Raw genomic sequence first — 23165 nt, 5'->3', positions numbered from 1 at the left:
GGCGGCACGCGTCACCCGGCGAGCAGGTCGGGCCGGTCGTCCACCAGCGTGCGCAGCCACAGCGCATCGCCCGGCAGCCCGTGGGGAAACACCACCCGGTCGTCGCAGGGGAAACGCTTGCAGCGCAGCACGCCGTGCGCGTCGAACACCCGCCAGCCCTGCGCGGCCTGCTCGGCCTCGCGGATGCGCCGACGCAACGCCAGGTCCAGGCTGGCCTGGCAGTCAAACCGGCATGCGCGCAGGTCGATGCGATCCAGTGGCTGCAACCCGGCGACGATCCGGCTGACAGCCGGGTGGGCCAGGTCGACACGGTCGGTGGCCATGCCGAGCAGGCGCTCGCGGTGACCGGCAAGGTGGTGGACGAAATACACGGGCGGCATCGGTTCCTCGCGTGGGGCGCGCGGTCGCGGTGGACGGCGACCGTTGGGCGATGGGGCCGATTGGACACCGCACGGGCGTCGCGGGGAATCTCAAGTTGCTGATCGAAAGCAGGCGTTCCGATGGCGTTGTCTATTCGCCGCGCGGCACCCACGCCTGCCCGATCGGCGCATCGGCACGGAGGGCGGGGCGTCAGCCGCTGACGCCGAGCCGCACGCCAAAGCCGATCAGGAAAACACCCGCGACGCGCTTCAGGAAAAGTCCTACACGAGGATGCTGAAGAATCCTACGCCGCAACAGGTTGCCCACCCCGATCAGCACCGAGCAATACGCCAACCCCATGACGAAGATGATCACCGCCATGGTCGCGAACGTGACCACGCCCTGGTGGCGGGCCGGGTCGATGAACAACGGCAGGAAGGCCATGTAGAAGATGATCGCCTTCGGGTTGAGCAGGTTGATCAGCACCGCCTGGCGGAAGTAGTGGCCGGGCTGCAGGCGGATGCCGCCTTCTTCGCCCCCACCGCGCGGCCGGCGCAGCAGGCTGATGCCAACCCACACCAGGTAGGCCGCGCCCAGGTACTGCACCGCGTGGAACACCAGCGGGTTGGCCTTGAGCAGCGCGGCCACGCCGGCCACCGCCAGCCACATCAGGATCTGGTCGCCCAGCAGCAGCCCGAACAGCGCCGTGTAGCCGCCGCGCACGCCCCCGCGGCCGGTGGCGGTGAGCAGGGTGAAGGTGCCCGGGCCGGGCAGGGCCAGGAACACCAGCACGGCGGCAACGAAGGTCCACAGGTCCTGGATGCCCATCCACGGCATGGCGGCGACTCGACTACGGGGGAGCGCCATTGTCCGGCACCGCCCCGCATCCCGATAGCGTCAGCCGGCCACGCGCGGCAGATCCTTCAGCAGTGGTTGCAGGCGCTGCTCGAACATCGCGTGCAGCTGGCGGATCGCGGGGGAGAACTGCTTGCGGTGCGGGCACACCAGGTTCAACGGCAGGCTGTCGCCGGCACCGCCCAGCAGCACCTGCAGGCGCCCGGCACGCACGTCGGCGCACACATCCAGCCACGACTTGAACACGATGCCCTCGCCGGCCACGGCCCAGCGCCGCACCACGTCGGCATCGTCGCAGACCATGTTGCCGCGTACGGGCACGACGACCCGGCGGCCATCGGTCTCGAAGTTCCAGCGGTCGTAGGCGCGCCCGGCCAGCTGGTACAGCAGGCAGTGGTGGTCCTTGAGCGCGTCCAGGCTGTCGGGCGTGCCATGCCGGGCCAGGTAGTCCGGTGAGGCCGCCAGCACCCGGCGGTTGCCCGGCAGCAGCGGCAGCGCCACGTAGCTGGCGTTGTCGAACCGGCCCAGGCGGAAGGCGATGTCGACCGGATCGCGGAACACGTCGGCCACCTGGTCGGACAGGTGCAGGCGCAGCTGCAGCCTGGGGTGCGCGCTGCGGAACTCGCTCAGCCACGGCAGCAGCACGTTGCGGCCCAGGTCCGACGGTGCGGCCACCTGCAGCACCCCGCGCAGTTCGGCGTCCTCGCCCCGCACCCGTGCCTGGCCCTCGCTCAGCGCGGCCAGCACTTCCTGCGCGTAGGGCAGGTACAGCGCGCCTTCGGCGGTCAGGCGCAGGCTGCGGGTGGAACGCACGAACAGGCGCAGGTCCAGCTCACGCTCCAGCCGGGCCACCGCCGCGGCCACCTGCCCGGGCAGCAGGTCGGCTTCGCGCGCGGCATTGGAAAAGCTGCCCAGCGCGGCGGTACGCACGAACAGGCCGAGATCGTCGATGCGGACCATTTTCATTCCCACAGAGAAAGTGCTGCCCGATTCTGCGCCTTTCCGGCCCGCGCCGTGAAGCGCAGGCTGTGCGTCTTCCCGAACGGATCTGCCCCCGATGAAAGCTGTTGCCTATACCGAACATGGCCTGCCGATCAGCGACCCGCGCGCGCTGCAGGACATCACCCTGCCGATCCCGCAGCCGGGTCCGCGCGACCTGCGTGTGGCGGTTCGTGCGATCTCGGTCAACCCGGTCGACACCAAGGTGCGCAACGGCGTGGCCGTGACCGAACCGCGGGTGCTGGGCTGGGATGCGGTCGGCATCGTCGACGCGGTGGGCGATGAGGTGGCCCTGTTCCAGCCGGGCGACGCGGTCTTCTATGCCGGCGCGATCGGCCGCCCGGGCAGCAACGCCGAGTACCAGCTGGTGGACGAACGCATCGTCGGGCACAAGCCTGCCAGCCTGGATGACGCCGCCGCCGCGGCGCTGCCGCTGACCGCGATCACCGCCTGGGAACTGCTGTTCGACCGCCTGCGCATCCCCGAAGGCGGTGGCAAGGACCAGACCCTGCTGGTGGTGGGCGCGGCCGGTGGCGTGGGCTCGATCCTGGTCCAGTTGGCGCGCCAGCTGACCCGGCTGACGGTGATCGGCACCGCCTCGCGCCCCGATACCCAGGACTGGGTGTATGGCTTGGGCGCGCACCATGTGATCGACCATGCGCAACCGCTCACCGACGGCCTGCAACGGCTGGGCATCGCCGCGGTCAGCCACGTGGCCAGCCTGACCCACACCGACCAGCACTACGACCAGATCGTGGCCGCGCTCGCCCCGCAGGGCCAGCTGGCCCTGATCGACGACCCCGGCCAGCTCGACGTGATGGCGCTCAAGCGCAAGAGCCTGTCGCTGCACTGGGAGTCGATGTTCACCCGCTCCAGCTTCAACACGCCGGACCTGCAGCGCCAGCACGACCTGCTGGAACGGGTGGCCGCACTGGTCGATGCCGGCGTGCTGCGCACCACCCTGGGTGAGCACTACGGCCGCATCAACGCCGCCAATCTACGCCAGGCACACGCCCTGATCGAGAGCCACCGCGCGCGCGGCAAGCTGGTCCTCGAAGGCTTCTGAACCCCCTGTTGACCCTGCAATGGACGCTGTTCCCATGACCCTCGCACCGGTGGCCCTGCGCCGCCACACCACCAAGGCCTACGACCCCACCCGCACCCTGCCGCCGGCCGTGCTGGAGGACCTGCTCGAGGTGCTGCACAACGCCCCGTCGTCGGTGAATTCGCAGCCGTGGCACTTCCTCGTGGCCGGCACCCCAGAGGCACGGGCGCGCATCGCCCGCGCCACGCAGCCCCACCAGCCCTACAACACCGCCAAGATCACCGATGCCTCGCATGTGATCGTGTTTGCCACCCGCACCGGTATCGATGACGCGTACCTGGCCCAGGTGATCGACCAGGAAACCGCCGACGGCCGCTATCCCACCCCCGAGGCGCGCGAGGGCCAGCGCGGCGCGCTGCACCACTACGTGGACCTGCACCGCCACACCCTGGGCGACGTGCAGCACTGGATGCAGAAGCAGACCTACCTGGCCGTAGGCACGCTGCTGCTGGCGGCGGGCGTGCACGGCATCGACGCCACCCCCATGGAAGGCTTCGACGCCGAGGTGCTGGACGCCGAACTGGGCCTGCGCGCGCGCGGCTTCACCAGCGTGGTGCTGGTGGCGCTGGGCTACGGCAGCGCGGCCAACTTCAATGCCGGCCTGCCCAAGTCGCGGCTGCCGCGTGAGCAGGTGTTCACCCAGCTCTGAACGGCGTCAGGGCACGCCGTTGTCCACGTGCAGGGCAAAACCCGCACGTGGACCCAGCCGCGCGAACCACGCCTGCACCGCCGGCAATAGCGGCTTTTCGCCCGGGGTCATGCGCCAGCGCTGGGTCGACAGCCCCAGCACGATGTCGGCCAGGCTGAAGGCGTCGCCGACGACATGCGCGCCGGTCTGCGCCAGCTGCCGGTCCAGCACGCCCATCAGGCGATTCCAGTGCGCCAGGCTGGATGCCGCCGCCGCAGCATCGGTGTACTCGGGATGCCGGCGTACAACTGACATGAAAGCGTAGCGCCATGCGGTATTGAGATCGGTGGCCTGCCAGTCCATCCATTGCTCCACCTGCGCCCGACGCTGCGGCGCCTGCGGCAGGAGGTCATGCCGTTTCTCCCGTGCCGCCAGGTAGCGGCAGATGCTGTTGGATTCCCACAGCACGAAGTCGCCCTCCCGCAGCACCGGGACCTGCGCGTTGGGATTGAACCGGCGCACGCAGGCATCCAGGTCCGCGTCGGCCGCCGCGGCGTCGGCGCCGATGTGCCGGTAATCGAGCTCCAGCTCGGCGCATAGCCACAGCACCTTGCGTACGTTGATCGAGGTCGACTTCCCATACAACTCCAGCATGTACCCGCCCGACGCAGCCAATGAGACCGGCTCAGCCTACACTTGCTCGCATGCAAACCGAATTCCTGATCCTTGGCGGCCTTGTCTGTGTCGTCCTCGTCCTGCAGCTGCTGGTCCTGCTGCGGCGTTCCCAGCACGACGGCCTTGAGCAGGCCCTGCGCGATGAAGCGCGGGTGGGCCGCGGCGAGCTGCGCGAGCAGCTGGAAGGCCTGGGCCGGCAGCAGGACGCGCGGCTGGAATCGTTCGCGCGCGCGCTGACCGACCTGTCCACCCGCACCGACCAGCGCCTGGACCTGCTGCGCGATGCGCTGGGCGAAGATGCACGCAAGGCGCGCGAAGAGAGCGCGCTGGCCCAGCAGCGCACCGGCGAACTGCTCGCCCAGCGCCTGCACGACATGCGCGCGCAGCTGGACGTTTTCGGCCAGCAGCAGCAGGCCCGCATCGAGGCCTTCGGCCAGCAGCTGGTGGACCTGACCACGCGCACCGACAGCCACATGGTCGCGCTGCGCCAGGCCTTGGGCGAAGACGCCCGCAAGGGCCGCGAGGAAACCGCGCAGTCGCAGCAGCGCCTGGCCGAATCGCTGGGCCTGCGCCTGCAGGAGATGACCCAGCGCAACGAGGCGCGCATCGGCGAGATGCGCGCCACGCTGGAGCAGCAGCTCAAGAGCCTGCAGACCGACAACGCCGAAAAGCTCGACCAGATGCGGGTCACCGTTGACGAGAAGCTGCAAACCACGTTGGAAGCGCGCCTGGGCGCCTCGTTCCAGCTGGTCTCCGACCGCCTGGAGCAGGTCCAGCGCGGGCTGGGCGAAATGCAGCAGCTGGCCACCGGCGTAGGCGACCTCAAGCGCGTGCTGACCAACGTCAAGAACCGCGGCAGCTGGGGCGAAGTGCAGCTGGACAACATCCTGGAGCAGACCCTGACCCAGGAGCAGTACGCGCGCGGAGTGAAGGTGCGCCCGGACAGCGGGGAAATGGTCGACATCGCCGTGCGCCTGCCCGGCCGTGGCCACGAGGACACCCCGGTGTGGCTGCCGATCGATTCCAAGTTCCCGCGCGAGGATTACGAGCGCCTGCTCGATGCGCAGGAACAGGGCGACGCCGACGGCGTGCGCGTGCAGGGCGCGCAGCTTGAACGCGCCATCCGCATCCAGGCCAAGTCGATCTGCGACAAGTACATCGTGCCGCCGCACACCACCGATTTCGCGGTGATGTTCCTGCCCACCGAAGGCCTCTACGCCGAAGTGATCCGCCGCCCCGGCCTGGTCGACCTGCTGCAGCGCGAGCATCGCGTGGTGGTGGCCGGCCCGACCACCGTCACCGCCCTGCTCAACAGCTTGCAGATGGGCTTCCGCACGCTGGCCATCGAGCAGCGTTCCAGCGAGGTGTGGAGCCTGCTGGGCGCGGTCAAGAGCGAGTTCGGCAAGTTCGCCGGCATCCTGGAAAAGGCCGAAAAGCAGATCAGCACGGTCGGCCGCAGCCTGGGCGAAGCCAGTCGCAAGACCCGCACCATCGAACGCCGCCTGCGCGGGGTGGAATCGCTCACCGCCGAGCAGAGCCAGGACCTGCTGGACGACGCCACCGGCGACGACGAGGACGGCGGCCTGGACGAGGGCAGCAGCGCGCAGGACTGACACCTGGCGTACATGCACCGCATGCACGTGATCGCGCATGCTGTGCACCTGTCGATCGTTCAAGGAAAACCTGCATGCGCCTGACCGTGTTGTTGTCCCTGCTGCTGGCTGTCGCCGGTTGCGCCACCACCTCCACGCCGGATGCCTCCGGACCCGCCGACGGCGCCGCTACCGCAACGTCGGCACACCTGGATGCGGCCGCGTGCCGGCAGGCCGGTGGCCAGCTCACGCCGCTGGGCCGGCTGCAACGCGTGCAGTGCGTGGTGCCTTACGCCGATGCCGGCAAGGCCTGCAGCACCAAGGCTGACTGCACAGGCCAGTGCCTGGCCCAGGGCGAGGTGGCCCCCGGTGCCAAGGCGCGCGGCGTCTGCCAGACCGACATCAGCCAGAACTTCGGCTGCCGCCAGCGCATCGACGGCGGCGTGGCGGTGGGCACGATCTGCGTTGATTGAATCTTTCCCGCCATGGGCGAGCCCGTGGCGTTCCTGTCCCAACCCAAGGAACCTGTAGTGAGCCAGACTGTCTACGACATCCCCGTCACCACCATCGAAGGCCAGCCGTCGTCGCTGGCCGACTACCGCGGCAAGGTGCTGCTGGTGGTCAACGTGGCCTCCAAGTGCGGCCTGACCCCGCAGTACGAAGGCCTGCAGCAGCTGTACGCGGCCAAGCACGATGCCGGCCTGGAAGTGCTGGGTTTCCCGGCCAACAACTTCCTGGCCCAGGAGCCGGGCAGCGAGTCGGAGATCCAGCAGTTCTGCCAGCTGGAATACAACGTGGCCTTCCCGCTGTTCGCCAAGATCAGCGTGGCCGGCGATGACGTGCACCCGCTGTACCGCGCGCTGACCGACGCACAGCCGACCGCCACCGGCGAAGGCCCGATGCGCGAGAAGCTGCAGGGCGCCGTGGCCAAGTACCCGGAGCTGGTGGTCAACCCGGCGCCGGGCGTGCTGTGGAACTTCGAGAAGTTCCTGATCGGCCGCGACGGCCAGGTCATTGGCCGCTTCGCCCCGGACGTGCCGGCCGACGATGCCCGCCTGGTGGCCGCGATCGACGCCGCACTGGCCGTCTGAGCCCAAAGGGTGCTGGGCCATGCCCGGCACTATCAGGTTGAGGCGGTGGGCCAGCACCCATGAAAAAACCCCGCCGAGGCGGGGTTTTTTTTGTTGGGTCAGTTGCCCCAGTTGGGCATCGGCATCGCATCGACCGGGATCGGGGCGGTGTCGTCGGCGTCCTTGCCGCGGGCATGCTTGCCGCGCAGGTCGTTCTCGATCTGGTAGTTGCGGCGCTGCAGCCACGCATCGCGCACCAGGGTGTATTCGTCCACGGCGTTGTTGCGCATGTCGTCGATGGCCAGCAACTGCGACCGCATGTCCACCAGCTGCAGGCCCTGCAGACCGATGCGCACCTTGTCTTCCTCGATGGTGCGGATCGGCGAGAGCGGCATGTCGCCGGCCAGTCCGAACACGTCGCGCACGGTACGCGGGCCGAAGAACGGCAGTTCCACGTAGCGCGAACGGCGCCAGCCCCAGGCCCCCAGGGTCTGGCCGAAATCTTCCTTGCGGCTGGGCACCAGCGCCTTGCTGGCCGGGTCGAACAGACCGCCTATGCCCAGCGTGGAGTTCATCAGGAACCGGCCCAGGCTGTCCCAGGCATCGTCCGGACGGCCCTGCAGCAGCTGGTTGGTGATGGTCACCGGGGCGCGCAGGTTGTTGAAGAAATTGCTGACGCCGGTCCGCGCGAAGCGCGGCACCACGTGGGTGTAGGCGGTGGCCAGCGGCCGGGCGATGGCGCGGTCGACCACGTTGTTGAAGCTGTGCACGCGGCGGTTGAACGGTTCCCACGGGTCGTAGATGGCCCGCTCCGGTTCCACCCCGTCCGCCGTCGGCGCCGGGCCGCCGTACAACGCGGCGAAGTCGTCTTCGGCATTGGTCGGCGCAGCGTCACCGCTGGCCGGCGGCGTGCCGGCATCGGTGGGCGCCGCGACCTCGGCAACGGGGGCCGGGACGTCGGTGCTGGCGCTGTCGGTTGCGCCAACCGCGGTGTCGGTCGTGGCTGCAGCGGGGCTGCTGTCCACGGCAACATTGGCCGGTGCACTGTCGCGCGCGGGCTTGCCGGCACAGGCGGTCAGCGCCAGCGCCAACACGAGAAGGGGAAGGGTGCGTATGACGTTCATGTCAGCTCGCCGCAGAAAGGGCATGGAAATCCAGGGTCGGTGCGAGCCGGTAGGCGGCACTGAGTTCGTTGTAACCGGTGGGGCTGCCGATGATCTCCGCGGTGCCGCCGGCCGCGCGCGCACGCGCCGCCAGTTCGGCCAGCAGCGCCAGGCCGGCACTGTCCACCCGCGTCACCGCCGTCAGGTCGAGCTGGCGCACGCCCTCCAGCGACGACAGCGACGGCCACAGGGCGGTCACCGCCGTGCGGTCGAGCACGCCGCTGAAGACCAGCGCCGTGCCGTTGCGCTGCACGCTGGCCGGGTTACTTGCCACGGGGCGCCTGACCGGCCTGCATGGTGCCGTTGCGCAGTTCGGTGGCCACCTGCTGGATCGACTTCTGGCGCAGCGGTGCATCGAACTGGGTCTTGAAGGTCTGCACGTAGGAGATGCCTTCGATCATCACGTCGAAGATCTTCCACTGGCCGTTGACGTTGCGCATCAGGTAGTCGACCGGAGTCGGCTCGTTGCCGGCGCGCATCAGTTCGGTGGACACGCGCACGCCGCGGTTGCCCGGCAGCGGGGACTGGCCCTTCAGGCGGAAGGTCGGCTTGCCCTGGATTTCCAGCAGGGCCGAACCGTAGCGCTGCATCAGGTTGTCGGCCATGGCATCGGCGAACAGCTTGACGTCGGCATCGGAGGCGCCGCGGCCGTGCACGCCCAGCACCAGGCGGGCGGCGTAGTCACGGTCGAAGGTCTTGTTGAGCTCGCTGTTGATGAAGGTGCGCAGCACCGTCGGGTTCGCGCGGAACTCGCTGCGGCGCTGCTGCAGCGTGCTCAGGATGCGCGTGCTGGCGTCCAGCACGGCCTGGCCGGCATCGTTCTGCGCGGCAACGGCCGGGGCCGGGGCGGCCTGGGCGAAGCTGAGCGACGGAGTGCCGGCGAGCAGGACCGAGGTGAGCAGGGCGGGGATCAGTTTGAGGTTCATTTTTGCGGTTCCGTTGCAGGCGCTTCTGCGCCCTGGGCATCCTGGGACTCAGCACCGCCGGCGTTGGCCGGGCCGCTGAACATGTACTTGCCAACCAGCTGCAGCAGGTCGACCGCCGGCTGGGTGAAGACGATCTCGTCGCCGGACTTGAGCACGTCCGGGTCACCGCCCGGCTGCAGTCCGATATAGCTCTCGCCGAGCAAACCGCTGGTGAATATGCCTGCCGAGGTGTCGGCCGGCAGATCCTTGAATTTCGGGTCCAGCTTCAGGGTGACGATGGAGTCGAACTTGAGCGGGTCCAGCTCGATCGCGCCGACCTGGCCGACGGTCACGCCGCCGATCTTGACCGGGGCCTGCTTGCGCAGCTGCCCGATCTGGGTGAAGCGCGCCTTCAGTTCGTAGCCGTCGCTGCCGAAACCCCAGCGCTGGTTGGTGGAGGCGACGGCCAGCACCAGCAGCGAGGCCAGCGCCAGCAGCAGGAATGCGCCGACGGAAAATTCAAGTCTGGGACCGCGGATGGCCATGGTTGTCTCACTGTTCGTTTGTCAGGTGCCCAGGCGTGCCCGGGCGGGTTTCATGGATCGGTGTTCAGCGGAACATCATTGCCGACAGCACGAAGTTGAACATCAGTACCAGCAGCGAGGCGTTGACCACCGCGCGGGTAGTCGCCACCGAGGTGCCTTCGATGGTGGGTTCGGCGTGGAAGCCCACGTAGGAGGCCACCAGCGCGGCGGTACCGCCGAAGATCGCCGACTTCAGCATTGCCACGCCGAAGTCGTCCCAGAAGTCCACGCTGTTGCTCAGCGCCGACCAGAACACCCCGTTGTCCAGGCCCAGCACGTGGACCGCTTCGAAGTAGCTGGCGCTGATCGCCAGCGAGCAGAAGATGCCGGTGAGCAGGGGCACGGTGAGCACCGCCGCCCAGAAGCGCGGCGCCACCACCTTGGCGATCGGGTCGATGGCCATCAGTTCCAGCGCCTTGATCTGGTCGGTGGCGCGCATCAGGCCCAGTTCGGCGGCGATCGAGCTGCCGGCCCGGCCGATGAACAGCAGCGCGGTCAGCACCGGGGCCAGTTCGCGGTACAGCGACAGCCCCAGCAGCGTGGACAGGGCATCGGCGGCGCCGAAGGTGGTCAGCGTGCGGTAGCCCTGCAGGGTCAGCACCAGGCCGACGAAGGCACCGCCCACGGCGATGATCGGCAGCGAGCGGGCACCCACCTTGTAGATCTCGCGGGTGAGCTCGGCCAGGAAATCGGCGGTGGGCAGTGAACCGCGCAGCACCGTCAGCGAGAACAGGCCGGCGCGGCCCAGCGAGCGGGTGGCGTCAACAAACGGCATCAGGCAACCCTCGCGCGCGGCGCGGCATCGAACGGAATCGGGCCATCCGGCTGGCCGTGCAGGAACTGGCGCAGCAGCGGGTCCTGGCTGGCGTCCAGGTCGGCCGGGCTGCCCTGGAACACCACGCCGCCGTTGGCGATGGCGATCACCTGGTCGCAGATCGGCAGGGTCTCGTGCACATGGTGGCTGACGATGATGCTGGTCAGGCCCAGGCTGTGGTTGAGGCGCTGGATCAGGCTCATGATCACGCCCGAGGCGATCGGGTCCAGCCCGGTCAGCGGCTCGTCGTAGATCATCAGCGGCGGGTCCAGGGCCAGCGCGCGGGCCAGCGCCACGCGCCGGGCCATGCCGCCGGACAGCTCGCGCGGCCAGGCATCGGCGGCGGCCAGCAGGCCCACCGCGTGCAGCTTCATGTCCACCAGGCGGCGCAGCACCGGCGCCGGCAGGCGGGTGTGGGTGCGCAGCGGCAGGGCGACGTTCTCGGCCACGGTCAGGTCGGTGAGCAGGCCATTGCCCTGCAGGAGCACGCCCACGCTGCGGCGCATCTCGCGCAGCGCGCTGCTGCGCTCGGGGATCGGCTGGCCGAACAGGGTGACCATGCCGGCCACCGGGCGCAGCTCGCCGGTCAGCGCCGCCAGCAGGGTGGACTTGCCGCTGCCCGACGGGCCCAGCACGGCGGTGATGCTGCCACGCGGCACCTGCAGCGAAACGTCGCGCAGGATGCTGCGACCGCCGCGATCGATACGCACGTTGGACAACTGCACCAGCGATTCTTCGGAAGCCGTCATGGACGCCATTAACAAAATTCCAACGTTGTAAGATCGTGGTGAACGGCTGAACATAACCGAACTGGACCGTGCAGTATTGTGGCACGACCCCGCCGCCCGGCCTGCGACGCCGCTCGCAACACACCGTGCCGGGACGCGGCATGGTCGGTTTCTCGGCCGGTTCCCACGTCGGCCACCCTCGTGATCGCGCGGCCGCTGCGGCACACTGGCGCGATGACTGATGCTGCATCCGACTTCCGCCTGTACCACTCCAATTCACTCGACGTGCTGGCTGCGCTGCTGGCCACGGCGGTGCGCGAGCCGGTGCCGGGCCAGTCCGTCCTGGTGCCCGAGGTGGTGCTGATCCCGCAGGTAGCGATGCGGCGCTGGCTGCAGTCCACCCTGGCGGTCGAGTATGGCATTGCCGCCAACCTGGAATTCCTCACCCCCGGTGAATTCGTGGCCCGGGCGCTCAACGCCAACGTGCCCGGCGAGCATGACGACCTCACCGCGGCGGCGCTGCGCTGGAAGCTGTACGCCGCGCTGACCGACCCGGCCGTGCTGGCGCAGGCGCCGATGCAGGCGCTGCAGGCCTACCTGTCGGCGGCCGATCCACTCAAGCCGTGGGCGTTGGCGGGCGAGCTGGCGGCGGTGTACGAGAAGTACCAGGCCTGGCGTCGCGACTGGCTGTTGCGCTGGGAGGCCGGGGCCGACGCGCAGGACCCGCAGGCGATCCTGTGGCGGCACATCGCCAGCGGCCACCAGTACCGCGCGCGCCGCATCGATGCCTACCTGTCGCGCTTCGAAGGCCCGGGGCGTCCGCTGCCGCAGGGCCTGCCGGCGCGGGTGTTCGCCTTCGCCACGCTCAACATCTCCCCCGACGTGCTGCGGGTGATGGCCACCCAGGCCCGGGTCGGCACGATGCACTTCTACCTGCCCACGCCCACCCAGGCCTACTGGGGCGACCTGCAGACGCTGGGCGAGAAGCTGCGCAGCGGCGCGCCGGACCCGTTTGGCGAAGCGGCCGGCGAGAACCGCCTGCTGCAGGCCTGGGGCGCGGCAGGCCGCGACTTCATGGCGGTGCTGGGCAGTTATGAAGTGGTGCACCCGTCCGGCGAGATTGCCGCCTACGACGATCCCGAAGAGGACGCGCGCCCGGACATGGACGCCGGCGGATTGTCCGACAGCCTGCTGCACCGGCTGCAGCGCGACCTGTTCCATCGCCGCGGCCAGCCGGCCGGCGCGCGCCGGGAGGCGCTGCGCCACGATGACCCGAGCCTGCAGGTGCACGCCTGCCACACCCGCCTGCGCGAACTGCAGGTGCTGCACGACCAGCTGCGGGCGCTGCTGCAGGACCCGCGCTTCGATCCGCCGCTGCAGGCCCGCGACATCGCGGTGCTGGCGCCGGACATCGATCCCTACGTCCCGTACCTGGAAGCGGTGTTCGGCGGCCGCAGCGGCGGCGAGGACCATATTCCCTACGCGCTGGCCGACACCAGCCCGCTGGCCGGCGAACCGCTGGCCGACGTGTTCGTGCATCTGCTGGGCCTGCCGGTGTCGCGCTTCGGGTTGAACGAAGTGCTGGACCTGCTGGCCAGCGCGCCGCTGGCCGAGGCCGCCGGGCTGGATGCGGCCGCCTTTGATCGCCTGCACGACTGGCTGCAGGCGGCCGGCGCGCGCTGGGGCCTGCATGCCCAGCACCGCCACCAGCACCAGGCGCCGCGCGACGATGCCTTTACCTGGCAGTTCGCGCTGGACCGGCTGCTGCTGGGTCATGCCAGTGGCAGTGACGGCGATATCGCCGGGGTGGCGCCCTGGCCGGAACTGGAAGGCAGCGCGCTCGACGCGCTGGATCGCCTGCTGGGCCTGCTGCGGGTGCTGGCCCGCTACCAGCGCGCGCTGGGCGAGGCGATGCCGCCGTCGCACTGGCGCCAGCGCCTGCTGGCATTGCTGGACGCGCTGTTGCCGGTCCCCCAGCAGGCCGCCAGCAGCCAGCGTGCACTGGAGCGCCTGCGCAAGCTGATCAACGAGTTCGCCCGCGACGCCCACCAGGCCCAGTACCAGGGCGAGGTGGCCCCGGAGGTGGTGCGCGCGCATTTCGCCGGCGTCCTGGCCGAAGCCGACACCCGTGCGCCGCTGCTCACCGGCGGCATCAGCTTCGGCCGCATGGTGCCGATGCGCCTGCTGCCGTTCCGGGTGATCTGCGTGCTGGGCCTCAACGACGGCGATTTCCCGCGTCGCGATCCGGCCGCCGGGCTCAACCAGCTCACGGCCGAACTGGGCACCGACAAGCGCCGGTACGGCGACCGGTCGCTGCGCGAGGACGACCGCTTCCTGTTCCTGCAGCTGTTCGCTTCGGCGCAGGACGTGTTCTACCTGAGCTACCTGGGCGCCGACCCACGCGACGGCAGCGTGCGCGAGCCCTCGGTGCTGGTCAGCGAATTGATCGATGCGGCGGCCGAGTACCACCAGGTGCCGGCCACCGCTGCCCGCCAGCTCACCGTGCGCCATTCGCTGCAGCCGTTCGCCCCGGCCGCGTTCGGCGGCGGCGATGAGCCGCGGCGCTTCAGCTATCGCCAGCAGTGGCATCCGGCCGCCGGATCGCTGGGCGGGCGGCGGCGCCCGCTGGCGGCCTGGTTCGACCAGCCATTGCCGCCGGCCGACACGCTGCCAGGCGAGAGCGAACTCAGCCTGGATGCGCTGCGCCGCTTCCTGACCGATCCGGCCAGCCAGTTCCTGTCGCAACGGCTGGGGCTGCGCCTGCCCGAAGACCTGGCCGACGCCGACGACGTGGAGCCGCTGGTGATGGCCGCGCGCGGCACCGACACCCTGCGGCTGCAGCAGGCGGTGATCGACGCCACCCTGGGCCAGGACGAGGCGCCGCTGTATCCGCGGCTGCGCGCGCGTGCGCTGCTGCCGTCCGGTGCGTTGGGTGAGCGCCAGTTCGAGGCCCTGCAGGGACAGACCCGCCCCTACGCGCAGGCATTGGCGCAGTGGCAGGCCGGCAGCGTGGCCGACAGCCGCCGCCATGAGGTGGACATCGATGGCGTGCGCCTGCACGGGCGCATCAACGACGTGCATGCGCAGGGGATCGTGCGGCTGCGCCCGGGGCCGCTCAACGGCCGCGCGGCGATCCGCCACGGCCTGGACTGGCTGCTGGCCAACGCCGCCGGCGACGGGCTGCCCCTGGTGCAGTTCCACGACAGCGGCGAAGACGGCCTGGGCCCGCATGTCCTGCCCCCGCTGCCGCCCGAACGGGCGCAGCAGGTGCTGCGGCGGCTGCTGCAGCTGCGCAACGAGGGGCTGCGCGCGCCCCTGTTGTATGCGCCGTCCACCGCCTGGGCGCTGTATACCGCGCTGCCGGCCAAGCGCGAGGCCGAGGGCCGCGCGCGCTGGTATGGCAGTGACCGCAGCTGGGCCGAATCCAGCGGTGCCGGCTACCAGCTGGCGCTGCGCGGCCACGATCTCTTCGCCAGCCCCGACAGCTACGGGCAGCTGCTCCACAACAGCTTTGTGGTGTTCACCGCGGTGCGCGAAGGCCGGATATTTGCCGGCTTCGACGAACAAGGTGCTGCGCGATGACCGCCCCCGACCTGCTGGATGACCCCTACCTGGCGCTGCCGCTGGACGGCGTACGCCTGATCGAGGCCAGTGCCGGCACCGGCAAGACCTTCACCCTGGCCACCCTGTTTACCCGGCTGGTGGTGGAAAAAGGCTGGCGCATCGGCCAGATCCTGGCGGTGACCTTCACCGATGCGGCCACCCAGGAACTGCGCAAGCGCATCCGCGAACGCCTGGCCCTGGCCGCGCAGCTGGTGGAACGCGCGCCCAGCGACGAGGACAGCCCCGAGGTGGTGCTGACCCGGTGGATCCTGCAGCGCCAGCTGGCGCTGGGCGAGGAAACCCCGGCCACGCTGGCACGCCGGCTGCAGACCGCCGCCGATGAAATCGACCTGGCCTCCATCTTCACCATCCATGGCTTCTGCACGCGGGTGCTGCGCGAGCACGCGCTGGAAAGCGGCCATACCTTCGACCCGCCGACGCTGTTGCCCAGCGAACGCGCCCTGCACGACGAACTGGCCGCCGACCTGTGGCGGGTCCACGCCAACGATGCGGCCACTGTCGACGCACTGACCCGGTTGTGGTCCAGCCCGGAGGCGCTGGCTGGCGACCTGGCAACGCTGATCAAGCCGTTGCCGTTGCTGCCGCCGGTGCCCGCCGGGTTGCATGACGATCCGCGCCCGGCGCATGCACTGGCCGCACGCCAGTTCGCCGACGCCTATCGCCAGCACGGCGATGCCTTCATGGGTGAGGTCTGTGCCGCGGTCGAGGCCAAGGTGCTCAATGGCAACAGCTACAAGCTGGCCTGGCTGGAGCCGCTGAGCGTGCAGCTGCACCGCTGGGCCGGGGCGGACGCTCCGGACGCGCCGCTGGACGCCGATCCGGAGCGGCTGCGCAGGCTGACCCCCGAAGAGCTCAGCGCGCGCACCAACAAGGCGCACGCCGGCAGGACGCCGCATTCACCGCTGCAGCACGCACTGGCGCTGTACCTGGCCGCCACCGATGCGTTGGCGCAGTGGCAGCGTGGCCAGGCCATCGCGTTCCTGCATGCGCTGCGCGACCAGGCCCGCGCACGCCTGGCCGAGCTCAAGCGGATCGGCCGCGTGCAGACCTATGACGACCTGATCGACGGCGTCGCCGACGCGCTGGAGGGGCCGCATCGCGCCGTGCTGGTGCAACAGCTGCGCGCGCAGTACGCGATCGCGCTGGTGGACGAGTTCCAGGACACCGATGACCGCCAATGGAGCATCTTCCAGCGCGTGTTCGGCGATTCGGAGGAAACCCGCGCGGCGGGCCTGACCCCGGCGCTGTTCCTGATCGGCGACCCCAAGCAGGCGATCTACGGTTTCCGCGGCGGCGACATCCACACCTACCTCAATGCCAAGCACCAGGCCGATCCCGCGCCGCCGCTGGACCGCAACTTCCGCTCGCGGCCGGCCGTGCTGCACGCCATCCAGGCGTTGTATGCCAACGCCGGCGACACGGCTTTCCTGGAGACGGATATCCGCTTCGAGCCGGTGCACCCGGGCAGCACCCGCCTGGACACCGATTTCCTGCGCGATGGCGTACCCGCGCCCGGCCTGACCCTGCGCCTGCTGGACAATCCCGAGGGCGGCGCGCTCAAGGCCGATGCTTCGCGGCAACAGGCCAGCGATGCCTGCGTGGCGGCCATCCACCAGTTGCTCAGCGAGGCCCGCCAAGGCCGCGCGCTGCTGCGCGGGCAACCGCTGCAGCCCGGTGACATCGCCGTGCTGGTGCGCTCGCACAAGGAAGCCACGCGCATCCAACAGGCGTTGAGCGCGGTAGGCATTCCGGCCGTCGCCGCCGGCAAGCAGAGCCTGTATGCCACGCCCGAGGCGCAGGACCTGCGCGTGCTGTTGCTGGCCCTGCTGCAACCGGCCGACGAAGGCCGCCTGCGCGCCGCGTTGTCCACCGTGCTGCTGGGCGAAGATGCTGCTGCCATCGACGCGCTGGAGCGCGAGGGCGACGCACAGCGCAGTTTCCAGGTCCGCCTGCTGCTGTGGCGCGAACGCTGGCAGCGCGGTGGTCCGTTCGCGGTGATCGCCGACCTGTGCGCCGAGCACGCCGAGCGCCTGCTGGGTCTGATCGACGGCGAACGCCGCCTCACCAACTACCTGCAGCTGGGGGAACTGCTGCAGCACGCCGCGGCGCAGACGCTGGGCATGCATGGCCTGCTGGACTGGCTGCAGGTGCAGATGGCCCACGCCGACCAGAACGACGAGGCGCAGCTGCTGCGGCTGGAGTCGGACGCCCGCCGCGTGCAGATCATCACCCTGCACAAGAGCAAGGGCCTGGAGTATCCGCTGGTGTTCCTGCCGTTCGTGGGCATCGGCGGCAGTGCACCCAACACCGACACCCAGTGCACCGTGCATGCCAACGGCCGTCGCGAGCTGCACTGGAAACTGGACAAGGACGAGGCCTGGAGCGCGGCCAGCGCGCGCAGCGCGCAGGAGCAGGAAGCCGAAGACGCGCGCCTGTTGTACGTGGGCCTGACCCGCGCCGAGCACGCGCTGTGGATCGCCGCGGGCGACCTGGCCGGCACCGCGAAAACCCGGCTGGCGCCGATGCTGTCCGACCTGGATGCGCTGCGCGCGCATCCGGACATCGCCGTGATCCAGGCCCCGTTGGAACCACGTCCGGCGCAGCTGGCCACCGAGCGCGACGGCGACCTGCCGCCGGTGCGCGCGCTGACCCGGCGCATCCCGCACGACTGGTGGGTGTACAGCTTCACCCAGCTGGCGCATGCCGACGCCGGCCACGACACCGATGCCGCCGCCACCGAGGTTCCGGCGCCCGCCGCCGACGAACCCAGCGGCGAGGATCTCACCCTGGACACCGCGCAGGCCGTGCCGCTTCGCGACGACGAGGTCGACCCCCGCTTCATGGGCAGCCGCTTTGGCAACGTGCTGCACGACGCGCTGGAGAACACTGACTTCGCGCGCTGGGCGCACTGGCAGGCCGGGCAACCGGCACCGGATGACGAGGCGGACGTGCTGCGCACCTCGCTGGGCGAGGAAGGCTATGCCGACGAAGACCTCGATGATGGCGTAGCGGTGCTGACCGCCCTGGTCGGCCAGACCCTGACCGTGGCGCTGCCCGAAGGGGGCGCGCTGCACGACCTGCCGGCCACCGACCGGCGGGCGGAAATCGAGTTCCACTTCGCCATGCAACCCACCGCCGTGCCGCTGCTGCTCGACCTGCTGCACGCGCATGGGCTGGTCCGCGAACGGCGCGGCTTCGGCACGCGGCGCAAGCTGGAGGGCCTGATGACCGGCAAGATCGATCTCACCTACGTGCGCGGCGATCGCTGGTACGTGCTCGACTACAAATCCAACCGGCTGCCCGGCTACGACCCGGTGCGGCTGCAGAGCGCCATGCAGCACAGCGAATACGACCTGCAGGCGTTGATCTACACGGTGGCACTGCACCGCTGGCTGCGCTTCCGCCTCGGCGCACGATACGAGTACGCACGCGACATGGGTGGCATCCGCTACCTGTTCTGCCGTGGCCTGGATGCCGCCCGCACCGACAGCCCCGGCGTGTATGCGCACCGCTTCGACCCGGTCCTGGTGGATGCACTGGACGCCCTGTTCGCCGGCGGCGAGCACGCCCAGGCGCGCATGGCGGCCCGCGCGCGGGGTGAAGCATGAGCCTGCTCGCGGCACTGAAGAACGGCGGCGCGCTGCGCACCCTCGACCACGCCCTGGCGCAGAGCCTGCGCCGGTTGCGCCCGGACACGCCCGATACGGTGCTGGCCGCCGCCGCGCTGGCCTCGCTGGCGGTGTCGCAGGGGCATGCCGGGCTGGACCCCCGCCAGCCGCAGCGGTTGGTCGAGGCGGACACCGCCTGGCCCGATGCGGACACCTGGCTGGACCAGCTGCGCGAGTCGCCGTGGGTGGACGTGCCCGACGCCGACAGCGTCCCGGCAACCGAGGTCCCGCTGGTGCTGGAAAACGGCCTGCTCTACCTGCGCCGCTACCGCGAGTACGAGCGCCGCCTGGCCGACGGCCTGCAGCGCATCGCCACCCATGCGCCCGGGCAGGTTGATCCTGCCGTGCTGGCATCGCTGTTCGCGCAGCTGTTCCCACAGGCGCGCGAGGGCATCGACCACCAGGCCCGCGCGGCAGGCGTGGCCTTGCGGCATCCACTGGTGCTGGTCACCGGCGGGCCGGGCACCGGCAAGACCACCACCATCGCGCGGCTGCTGGTGCTGCTGGCGGCCCAGGCCGTACAGGCCGACCAGCCGGTGCCGCGGGTCGCCCTGGCCGCGCCCACCGGTCGCGCCGCCGAACGCATGGCCGAAAGCCTGCGCCTGGCGGTGCAGCGGCTGCGCCTGCTCGGCATCGCGCCGGCGCTGTGCGACGCCATGCCCAGCACCGGCACCACCCTGCACCGGCTGCTCGGGGTGATCCCTGATTCGCCGCGCTTCCGCCACCACGGCGACAACCCGTTGCCGTTCGACGTGGTGGTGGTGGACGAAGCCTCGATGATCGACCTGCCGTTGATGACCAAGCTGGTGGAAGCGATCGCCTCCGGTACCCGGCTGGTCTTGCTGGGCGACCCGGACCAGTTGCCGTCGGTGGAAGCGGGCGATGTGCTCAGTGCGATCCTGCGCGCCAGCGGTGACGGCCTGGGTACCCAGGCCGACGATCACGCAGCGCTGCATACGCTGCTGGCCCCGGCCGCGTTGCAGCCGCTGGCGCCGGCCACGCACTTCGCCGGTCGCCGCGTGCAGCTGCAGCGTGGCTACCGGCAGACCGATGCACTGGATCTGGCACCGCTGGCGCATGCCGTGCGCGAGGGCGACCCTGCTACTGCGCTGGCCCTGCTGCGGGGCGGTCACCTGGCCGGCGTGCACTTCCACGAAGACCAGGTCGATCCGCTGCAGCAGCACCGCGACCACCTGCTGTCGCACTGGCGCGGGCTCGGCGATGCCGTCGACCCGGGCCAGGCGTTGGCCAACGCCGGTCGCATCCGCCTGCTCACCGCCGTGCGCGAAGGACCGCAAGGTGCGCGCGGGCTCAATGCGCGCATCGAAGCGTTGCTGGCCGGCGTGCCGCGCGCGGGCATGGCGCCGGGTTACTTCCACGGGCGCCTGCTGCTGGTGACAGAGAACAGCTACCGCCATCGTCTGTTCAACGGCGACATCGGCATCTGCCTGGCCGACCGCCACGGTGCAATCACCGCCTGGTTCCCCGGTGACACGCCCGATCAACCGCGCGGCTTCCATCCGGGCGCGCTGCCCGCGCACGAAAGCGCGTTCGCGATGACCGTGCACAAGGCGCAGGGCTCTGAATTCGATGAGGTCTGGTTGCAGCTGCCGTGGCGCGACAACCGGGTGTTGTCGCGCGAGCTGCTCTATACCGGCATGACCCGCGCACGCCAGTCACTGCACGTGCTGGGCAGCGCGCCGGTGCTGGAGGCCGCCTTGAAGCGGCATGCCAGCCGCGTGTCCGGGCTGGCGGTGCGGCTGACCGGCAACGCGGCTGCATCGCGTGATGCAGCCGCAGCCGAACCTGCGGTGCAGGCGCCGACGCCGGCCCAGGGCCAGCTGTTCTAGCGCCGCGCCGGGCCTACTCGGGAACTACCACGGTGCCATCGGGGAACACGATGGCGCCGTCGCCGCTGACATCGAAGAAGCCGAGCTGGTGCTTGTTGGCCAGCACCTGCACCAGGCCATGGGCGGTCTCGGCCACCGAATGGGCGAATGCGGCGTAGACCACGTGCTTGCCGACGCTGTAGTCGGTCACTTCGGGACGGTCATCTTCGTCATCGGCCAGCGGGCCGTTCATCGGCGGGAAGTGCTCCACCATCTCGGCGAACCACGCCTGCAGCGCCGGCACCGACACGGCCGGATCGTTGTAGTCGTGTTCCTCGCTCCACTCGGTCTGCGCGTCGTACCACTCCAGGAAGGCCGCCGCATCGCGCGGGGCCACGGCCGGGTCGAACACCATCAGGTCGTAACTCATCCAGGATCACCTTGTTCCATGCAGAAATGCAGGGGTCAGGATAGCGTTGATCGGCGCGGGCTGGCGGGCCCGCACCCGGCCGGTTCAGCGCGGCGCGGGCAGGCTGGGCGAGAGAGCAGCAGGGCTGTCCACCACCGGTGCGTCCGGGAACAGCGCAAAACGCAGCCCCATCACGCCCATCAGCGCTTCATCGCGGGCCTTGCCGGCGTCTACGGTCTGCACCCGCCGCAGCGAGGCCTCCAGCTTGGCCTGCAACCCGGCGGGGGCCGGCAGCGGCCGGCGCTGGGCAACCTGCGCGCGGTAGTGCGCGGCCACTTCATCCAGGATCGCCTCGATTGCCTCCACGCTGGTCGGCGGCAGCCCGTGCCGGGCGCGACGCAGCTGCAGGATGTTCAGCCCGATCCGCGCTTCGGTAAGCATGTCCACCGAGGCGATGTCGCTGCCTTCGGGGGTGGCCGCCAGCCGCGGCGCCAGTAGGCCCAGCAGGTCCAGCATGCGCGCGGCGAACTGCTGGCGGTCCTGCTGGCCACGGCCCTGCGCGGCGTCGGCCAGCGTGGTCCAGCCCTGGCGGACCAGCCGGCGCGCAGTCCATTCGGCGCCCACCGAGCGGAACAGCCGGGTCATCACCACCGCAAAGCCAATCCCGATGAACATCGCCACCGAGGAATTGATGAAGCTCTGGATGTTGGCGTTGTAGGTGTTCTGCACGTTGAGCAGTGCCACCAGGTTGACCATCAGCGGCAGCCCGATCAACGCGTTCTTCGGCGTGTGCAGCAGCAGCCCCACCGGCAGGAACACCACCGCCAGCACCAGCGCCAGGCTGCCAAAATCGTGCACGGCGGGGAACACGCCGAACAGGTACACGCCGGCCACCAGGCTGGCCACGATGGCCCACAGCAGGAAGGACAGCATGCTCGGCGCCGGATCGTCCTGCGCGGCGAAGAACGCGGCCGCCACCGCGGCCATCATCGCGCCGTTGCCACCGCCTTCCCAACCGAGCGTGATCCACAGTGCGCAGTAGGTCATCAGGGCCACCCCGGCGCTGGCGGCCGAGAACAGCGCCATGCCGTAATCCACGTGGCGGGCATCGGCGCTGCGCGTGGTGCGGATCCGGTAGTGGGCGGTATCGCGCGGGGCATCGCCGTCCTCGATCGCCGCCTGCAGGGTGGTGCAGTCCTGCCACAGGTCCACCAGCTCTTCCAAGCGCAGCAGCAGGGTGACCAGCAGCAGGTGGTCCAGCTCGCCATCCACGGCCGGCTTCAGCGCCAGGATGCGCGCGCGCAGCGCGGCATATTCACTGGCCGTGGAACGGCCGGGCGTGTCCAGCCATGTGGCGATGTCGGCCACCAGCGGCTCCAGCCCGGGCGGCAGCGCGCGCCCGCCGGCGCGCAGCGCGCCGAGCCGGTCGGCAATGGAGGACAGCACAGGCAGCATCAGCAGCATGCGTTCGCGCAGCCGCTGCATCGACACCGCCGCCCCGGCATGGCGCGGGTCGTCGCGGCGCAGGAATTCGATCAGTGCCTCGAACTGCACCAGGTCGGCCGCCAGCCGGTTGCGCGGGACGTGCGCCTGGCCACGCAGCAGGATCTGCCGGCACCACTGCGCCGCATCGCCCATCCAGTTGCCGATCCGCGCGCGCAGCATCGGCTGCACCGAGGTCGGGAAGAACAGCGAGGCGAACAGCACCGCCACCACCGTGCCCAGGATGATCTCCTCGCTGCGTGCCACCACCGTATCGAAGATGGTGTCCGGCGCGGTCACCGCGGGGAAGCCGATGAACGCGGTGGTGTACCCGGCCAGCAGGAACGCATAGCCGCGCGGGCCGCGGTTGAGCAGGGCGATGAACAGGCAGGCCGACAGCCACAGCGACATCGCCGCGCTGAGCAGGAACGGGGTTTCCACCAGGTGGGGCAGCATCCACAGCGTCGCCGCCCCGGCGATGATCGTGCCCAGGATGCGGTACACACCCTTGGCGCGGGTGGGGCCGAGCATCGGCTGGGTCACGATGTACACGGTGGCCATCGCCCAGTACGGGCGCGACAGGTTGCCGGCCAGGCCGATGTACAGCGCGGCCAGCGCGGCCAGGAAGGTCTTGACCGAAAACAGCCACGCCTGGCGGTCCAGCAGCAACATGGG

General features: G+C 70.1%; 20 protein-coding genes. 8 read left to right on the top strand and 12 right to left on the bottom strand.

Features of this window, described 5'->3' with window-relative positions; all coding sequences use genetic code 11:
• Window positions 1–11: 11 nt before the first annotated feature.
• The 3 genes from GQ674_RS19580 to GQ674_RS19570 form a co-directional block, all read right to left on the bottom strand.
• On the bottom strand, window positions 12–380 hold the full coding sequence (locus GQ674_RS19580) for a hypothetical protein (RefSeq protein WP_236546132.1): 369 nt from the start codon (window positions 378–380) through the stop codon (window positions 12–14).
• 190 nt (window positions 381–570) lie between these two features.
• Window positions 571–1197: a leucine efflux protein LeuE gene (leuE, locus tag GQ674_RS19575; RefSeq protein ID WP_128095234.1), complete on the bottom strand. Its 627-nt coding sequence runs from the start codon at window positions 1195–1197 to the stop codon at window positions 571–573.
• A 60-nt stretch (window positions 1198–1257) separates the two neighbouring features.
• Window positions 1258–2181 carry a LysR family transcriptional regulator gene (locus GQ674_RS19570; protein WP_159498561.1) on the bottom strand — a complete coding sequence of 308 codons (924 nt, stop codon included), beginning with the start codon at window positions 2179–2181 and terminating at the stop codon, window positions 1258–1260.
• A gap of 91 nt (window positions 2182–2272) precedes the next feature.
• On the opposite strand from GQ674_RS19570, the gene GQ674_RS19565 reads away from it, so the two are divergent.
• Together GQ674_RS19565 and nfsB are read left to right on the top strand one after the other, a co-directional pair.
• The gene (locus GQ674_RS19565) at window positions 2273–3280 is read left to right on the top strand and encodes a zinc-binding alcohol dehydrogenase family protein (protein WP_159498559.1); all 1008 of its coding nucleotides are present in this window, start codon (window positions 2273–2275) and stop codon (window positions 3278–3280) included.
• A 34-nt stretch (window positions 3281–3314) separates the two neighbouring features.
• Complete coding sequence (gene nfsB / locus GQ674_RS19560) at window positions 3315–3968, top strand: oxygen-insensitive NAD(P)H nitroreductase (protein WP_137191541.1); 654 nt, start codon at window positions 3315–3317, stop codon at window positions 3966–3968.
• A 6-nt stretch (window positions 3969–3974) separates the two neighbouring features.
• On the opposite strand, the gene GQ674_RS19555 is transcribed toward nfsB, so the two are convergent.
• Complete coding sequence (locus GQ674_RS19555) at window positions 3975–4601, bottom strand: glutathione S-transferase N-terminal domain-containing protein (RefSeq protein WP_159498557.1); 627 nt, start codon at window positions 4599–4601, stop codon at window positions 3975–3977.
• A 50-nt stretch (window positions 4602–4651) separates the two neighbouring features.
• Here GQ674_RS19555 and rmuC point away from each other — a divergent pair, with 50 nt between their 5' ends.
• The 3 genes from rmuC (at window position 4652) to GQ674_RS19540 (ending at window position 7305) form a co-directional block, all read left to right on the top strand.
• Window positions 4652–6235 carry a DNA recombination protein RmuC gene (rmuC, locus tag GQ674_RS19550; protein WP_159498555.1) on the top strand — a complete coding sequence of 528 codons (1584 nt, stop codon included), beginning with the start codon at window positions 4652–4654 and terminating at the stop codon, window positions 6233–6235.
• 74 nt (window positions 6236–6309) lie between these two features.
• The gene (locus GQ674_RS19545; RefSeq protein WP_159498553.1) at window positions 6310–6687 is read left to right on the top strand and encodes a hypothetical protein; all 378 of its coding nucleotides are present in this window, start codon (window positions 6310–6312) and stop codon (window positions 6685–6687) included.
• Between the two features lie 57 nt (window positions 6688–6744).
• Complete coding sequence (locus tag GQ674_RS19540) at window positions 6745–7305, top strand: glutathione peroxidase (protein WP_128095226.1); 561 nt, start codon at window positions 6745–6747, stop codon at window positions 7303–7305.
• Window positions 7306–7403: 98 nt separating this feature from the next.
• On the opposite strand, the gene GQ674_RS19535 is transcribed toward GQ674_RS19540, so the two are convergent.
• From GQ674_RS19535 to GQ674_RS19510, 6 genes are all read right to left on the bottom strand, one after another.
• On the bottom strand, window positions 7404–8408 hold the full coding sequence (locus tag GQ674_RS19535) for a VacJ family lipoprotein (RefSeq protein ID WP_159498551.1): 1005 nt from the start codon (window positions 8406–8408) through the stop codon (window positions 7404–7406).
• A gap of 1 nt (window position 8409) precedes the next feature.
• Complete coding sequence (locus GQ674_RS19530; RefSeq protein WP_159498549.1) at window positions 8410–8721, bottom strand: STAS domain-containing protein; 312 nt, start codon at window positions 8719–8721, stop codon at window positions 8410–8412.
• On the bottom strand, window positions 8711–9373 hold the full coding sequence (locus GQ674_RS19525; RefSeq protein ID WP_159498547.1) for an ABC transporter substrate-binding protein: 663 nt from the start codon (window positions 9371–9373) through the stop codon (window positions 8711–8713). Before GQ674_RS19525 ends, GQ674_RS19530 begins: the two co-directional genes overlap by 11 nt.
• Entirely contained in the window at window positions 9370–9897 is a 528-nt protein-coding gene (gene mlaD, locus GQ674_RS19520) for an outer membrane lipid asymmetry maintenance protein MlaD (RefSeq protein WP_128095230.1), read from the bottom strand. The genes GQ674_RS19525 and mlaD overlap by 4 nt, the downstream gene beginning before the upstream one ends.
• Window positions 9898–9961: 64 nt before the next feature.
• Window positions 9962–10711, bottom strand: a complete 750-nt coding sequence (locus GQ674_RS19515) for an MlaE family lipid ABC transporter permease subunit (protein ID WP_128095231.1) — start codon at window positions 10709–10711, stop codon at window positions 9962–9964.
• Entirely contained in the window at window positions 10711–11499 is a 789-nt protein-coding gene (locus tag GQ674_RS19510) for an ATP-binding cassette domain-containing protein (protein ID WP_159498545.1), read from the bottom strand. The genes GQ674_RS19515 and GQ674_RS19510 overlap by 1 nt, the downstream gene beginning before the upstream one ends.
• A 213-nt stretch (window positions 11500–11712) precedes the next feature.
• Between GQ674_RS19510 and recC the strand changes: the two genes are divergently transcribed.
• The 3 genes from recC to recD are packed head-to-tail and all read left to right on the top strand — an operon-like array spanning window position 11713 to window position 20620.
• Complete coding sequence (gene recC, locus GQ674_RS19505) at window positions 11713–15060, top strand: exodeoxyribonuclease V subunit gamma (protein WP_159498543.1); 3348 nt, start codon at window positions 11713–11715, stop codon at window positions 15058–15060.
• Complete coding sequence (gene recB / locus GQ674_RS19500; RefSeq protein ID WP_159498541.1) at window positions 15057–18710, top strand: exodeoxyribonuclease V subunit beta; 3654 nt, start codon at window positions 15057–15059, stop codon at window positions 18708–18710. The genes recC and recB overlap by 4 nt, the downstream gene beginning before the upstream one ends.
• Window positions 18707–20620, top strand: a complete 1914-nt coding sequence (gene recD, locus GQ674_RS19495) for an exodeoxyribonuclease V subunit alpha (RefSeq protein ID WP_159498539.1) — start codon at window positions 18707–18709, stop codon at window positions 20618–20620. The genes recB and recD overlap by 4 nt, the downstream gene beginning before the upstream one ends.
• 13 nt (window positions 20621–20633) lie before the next feature.
• On the opposite strand, the gene GQ674_RS19490 is transcribed toward recD, so the two are convergent.
• Both GQ674_RS19490 and GQ674_RS19485 read right to left on the bottom strand, forming a co-directional pair.
• Window positions 20634–21029, bottom strand: a complete 396-nt coding sequence (locus GQ674_RS19490) for a hypothetical protein (protein WP_137191504.1) — start codon at window positions 21027–21029, stop codon at window positions 20634–20636.
• 84 nt (window positions 21030–21113) lie between these two features.
• On the bottom strand, window positions 21114–23162 hold the full coding sequence (locus GQ674_RS19485; protein WP_159498537.1) for an FUSC family protein: 2049 nt from the start codon (window positions 23160–23162) through the stop codon (window positions 21114–21116).
• Window positions 23163–23165: the final 3 nt, after the last annotated feature.

Source organism: Stenotrophomonas sp. 364, assembly GCF_009832905.1.
GTDB classification, from domain to species: Bacteria; Pseudomonadota; Gammaproteobacteria; order Xanthomonadales; family Xanthomonadaceae; genus Stenotrophomonas; species Stenotrophomonas maltophilia_AP.
Note: the sequence above shows the minus strand (reverse complement) of the source record. Positions and strands in the feature narration are given on the sequence as shown.

Coding starts and splice junctions, on each gene's coding strand:
- GQ674_RS19580 (WP_236546132.1), bottom strand. CDS start 380: ATGCCGCCCGTGTATTTCGTCCACCACCTTGCCGGTCACCGCGAGCGC.
- leuE (WP_128095234.1), bottom strand. CDS start 1,197: ATGCCGTGGATGGGCATCCAGGACCTGTGGACCTTCGTTGCCGCCGTG.
- GQ674_RS19570 (WP_159498561.1), bottom strand. CDS start 2,181: ATGAAAATGGTCCGCATCGACGATCTCGGCCTGTTCGTGCGTACCGCC.
- GQ674_RS19565 (WP_159498559.1), top strand. CDS start 2,273: ATGAAAGCTGTTGCCTATACCGAACATGGCCTGCCGATCAGCGACCCG.
- nfsB (WP_137191541.1), top strand. CDS start 3,315: ATGACCCTCGCACCGGTGGCCCTGCGCCGCCACACCACCAAGGCCTAC.
- GQ674_RS19555 (WP_159498557.1), bottom strand. CDS start 4,601: ATGCTGGAGTTGTATGGGAAGTCGACCTCGATCAACGTACGCAAGGTG.
- rmuC (WP_159498555.1), top strand. CDS start 4,652: ATGCAAACCGAATTCCTGATCCTTGGCGGCCTTGTCTGTGTCGTCCTC.
- GQ674_RS19545 (WP_159498553.1), top strand. CDS start 6,310: ATGCGCCTGACCGTGTTGTTGTCCCTGCTGCTGGCTGTCGCCGGTTGC.
- GQ674_RS19535 (WP_159498551.1), bottom strand. CDS start 8,408: ATGAACGTCATACGCACCCTTCCCCTTCTCGTGTTGGCGCTGGCGCTG.
- GQ674_RS19525 (WP_159498547.1), bottom strand. CDS start 9,373: ATGAACCTCAAACTGATCCCCGCCCTGCTCACCTCGGTCCTGCTCGCC.
- mlaD (WP_128095230.1), bottom strand. CDS start 9,897: ATGGCCATCCGCGGTCCCAGACTTGAATTTTCCGTCGGCGCATTCCTG.
- GQ674_RS19515 (WP_128095231.1), bottom strand. CDS start 10,711: ATGCCGTTTGTTGACGCCACCCGCTCGCTGGGCCGCGCCGGCCTGTTC.
- GQ674_RS19510 (WP_159498545.1), bottom strand. CDS start 11,499: ATGACGGCTTCCGAAGAATCGCTGGTGCAGTTGTCCAACGTGCGTATC.
- recC (WP_159498543.1), top strand. CDS start 11,713: ATGACTGATGCTGCATCCGACTTCCGCCTGTACCACTCCAATTCACTC.
- recB (WP_159498541.1), top strand. CDS start 15,057: ATGACCGCCCCCGACCTGCTGGATGACCCCTACCTGGCGCTGCCGCTG.
- recD (WP_159498539.1), top strand. CDS start 18,707: ATGAGCCTGCTCGCGGCACTGAAGAACGGCGGCGCGCTGCGCACCCTC.
- GQ674_RS19490 (WP_137191504.1), bottom strand. CDS start 21,029: ATGAGTTACGACCTGATGGTGTTCGACCCGGCCGTGGCCCCGCGCGAT.
- GQ674_RS19485 (WP_159498537.1), bottom strand. CDS start 23,162: ATGTTGCTGCTGGACCGCCAGGCGTGGCTGTTTTCGGTCAAGACCTTC.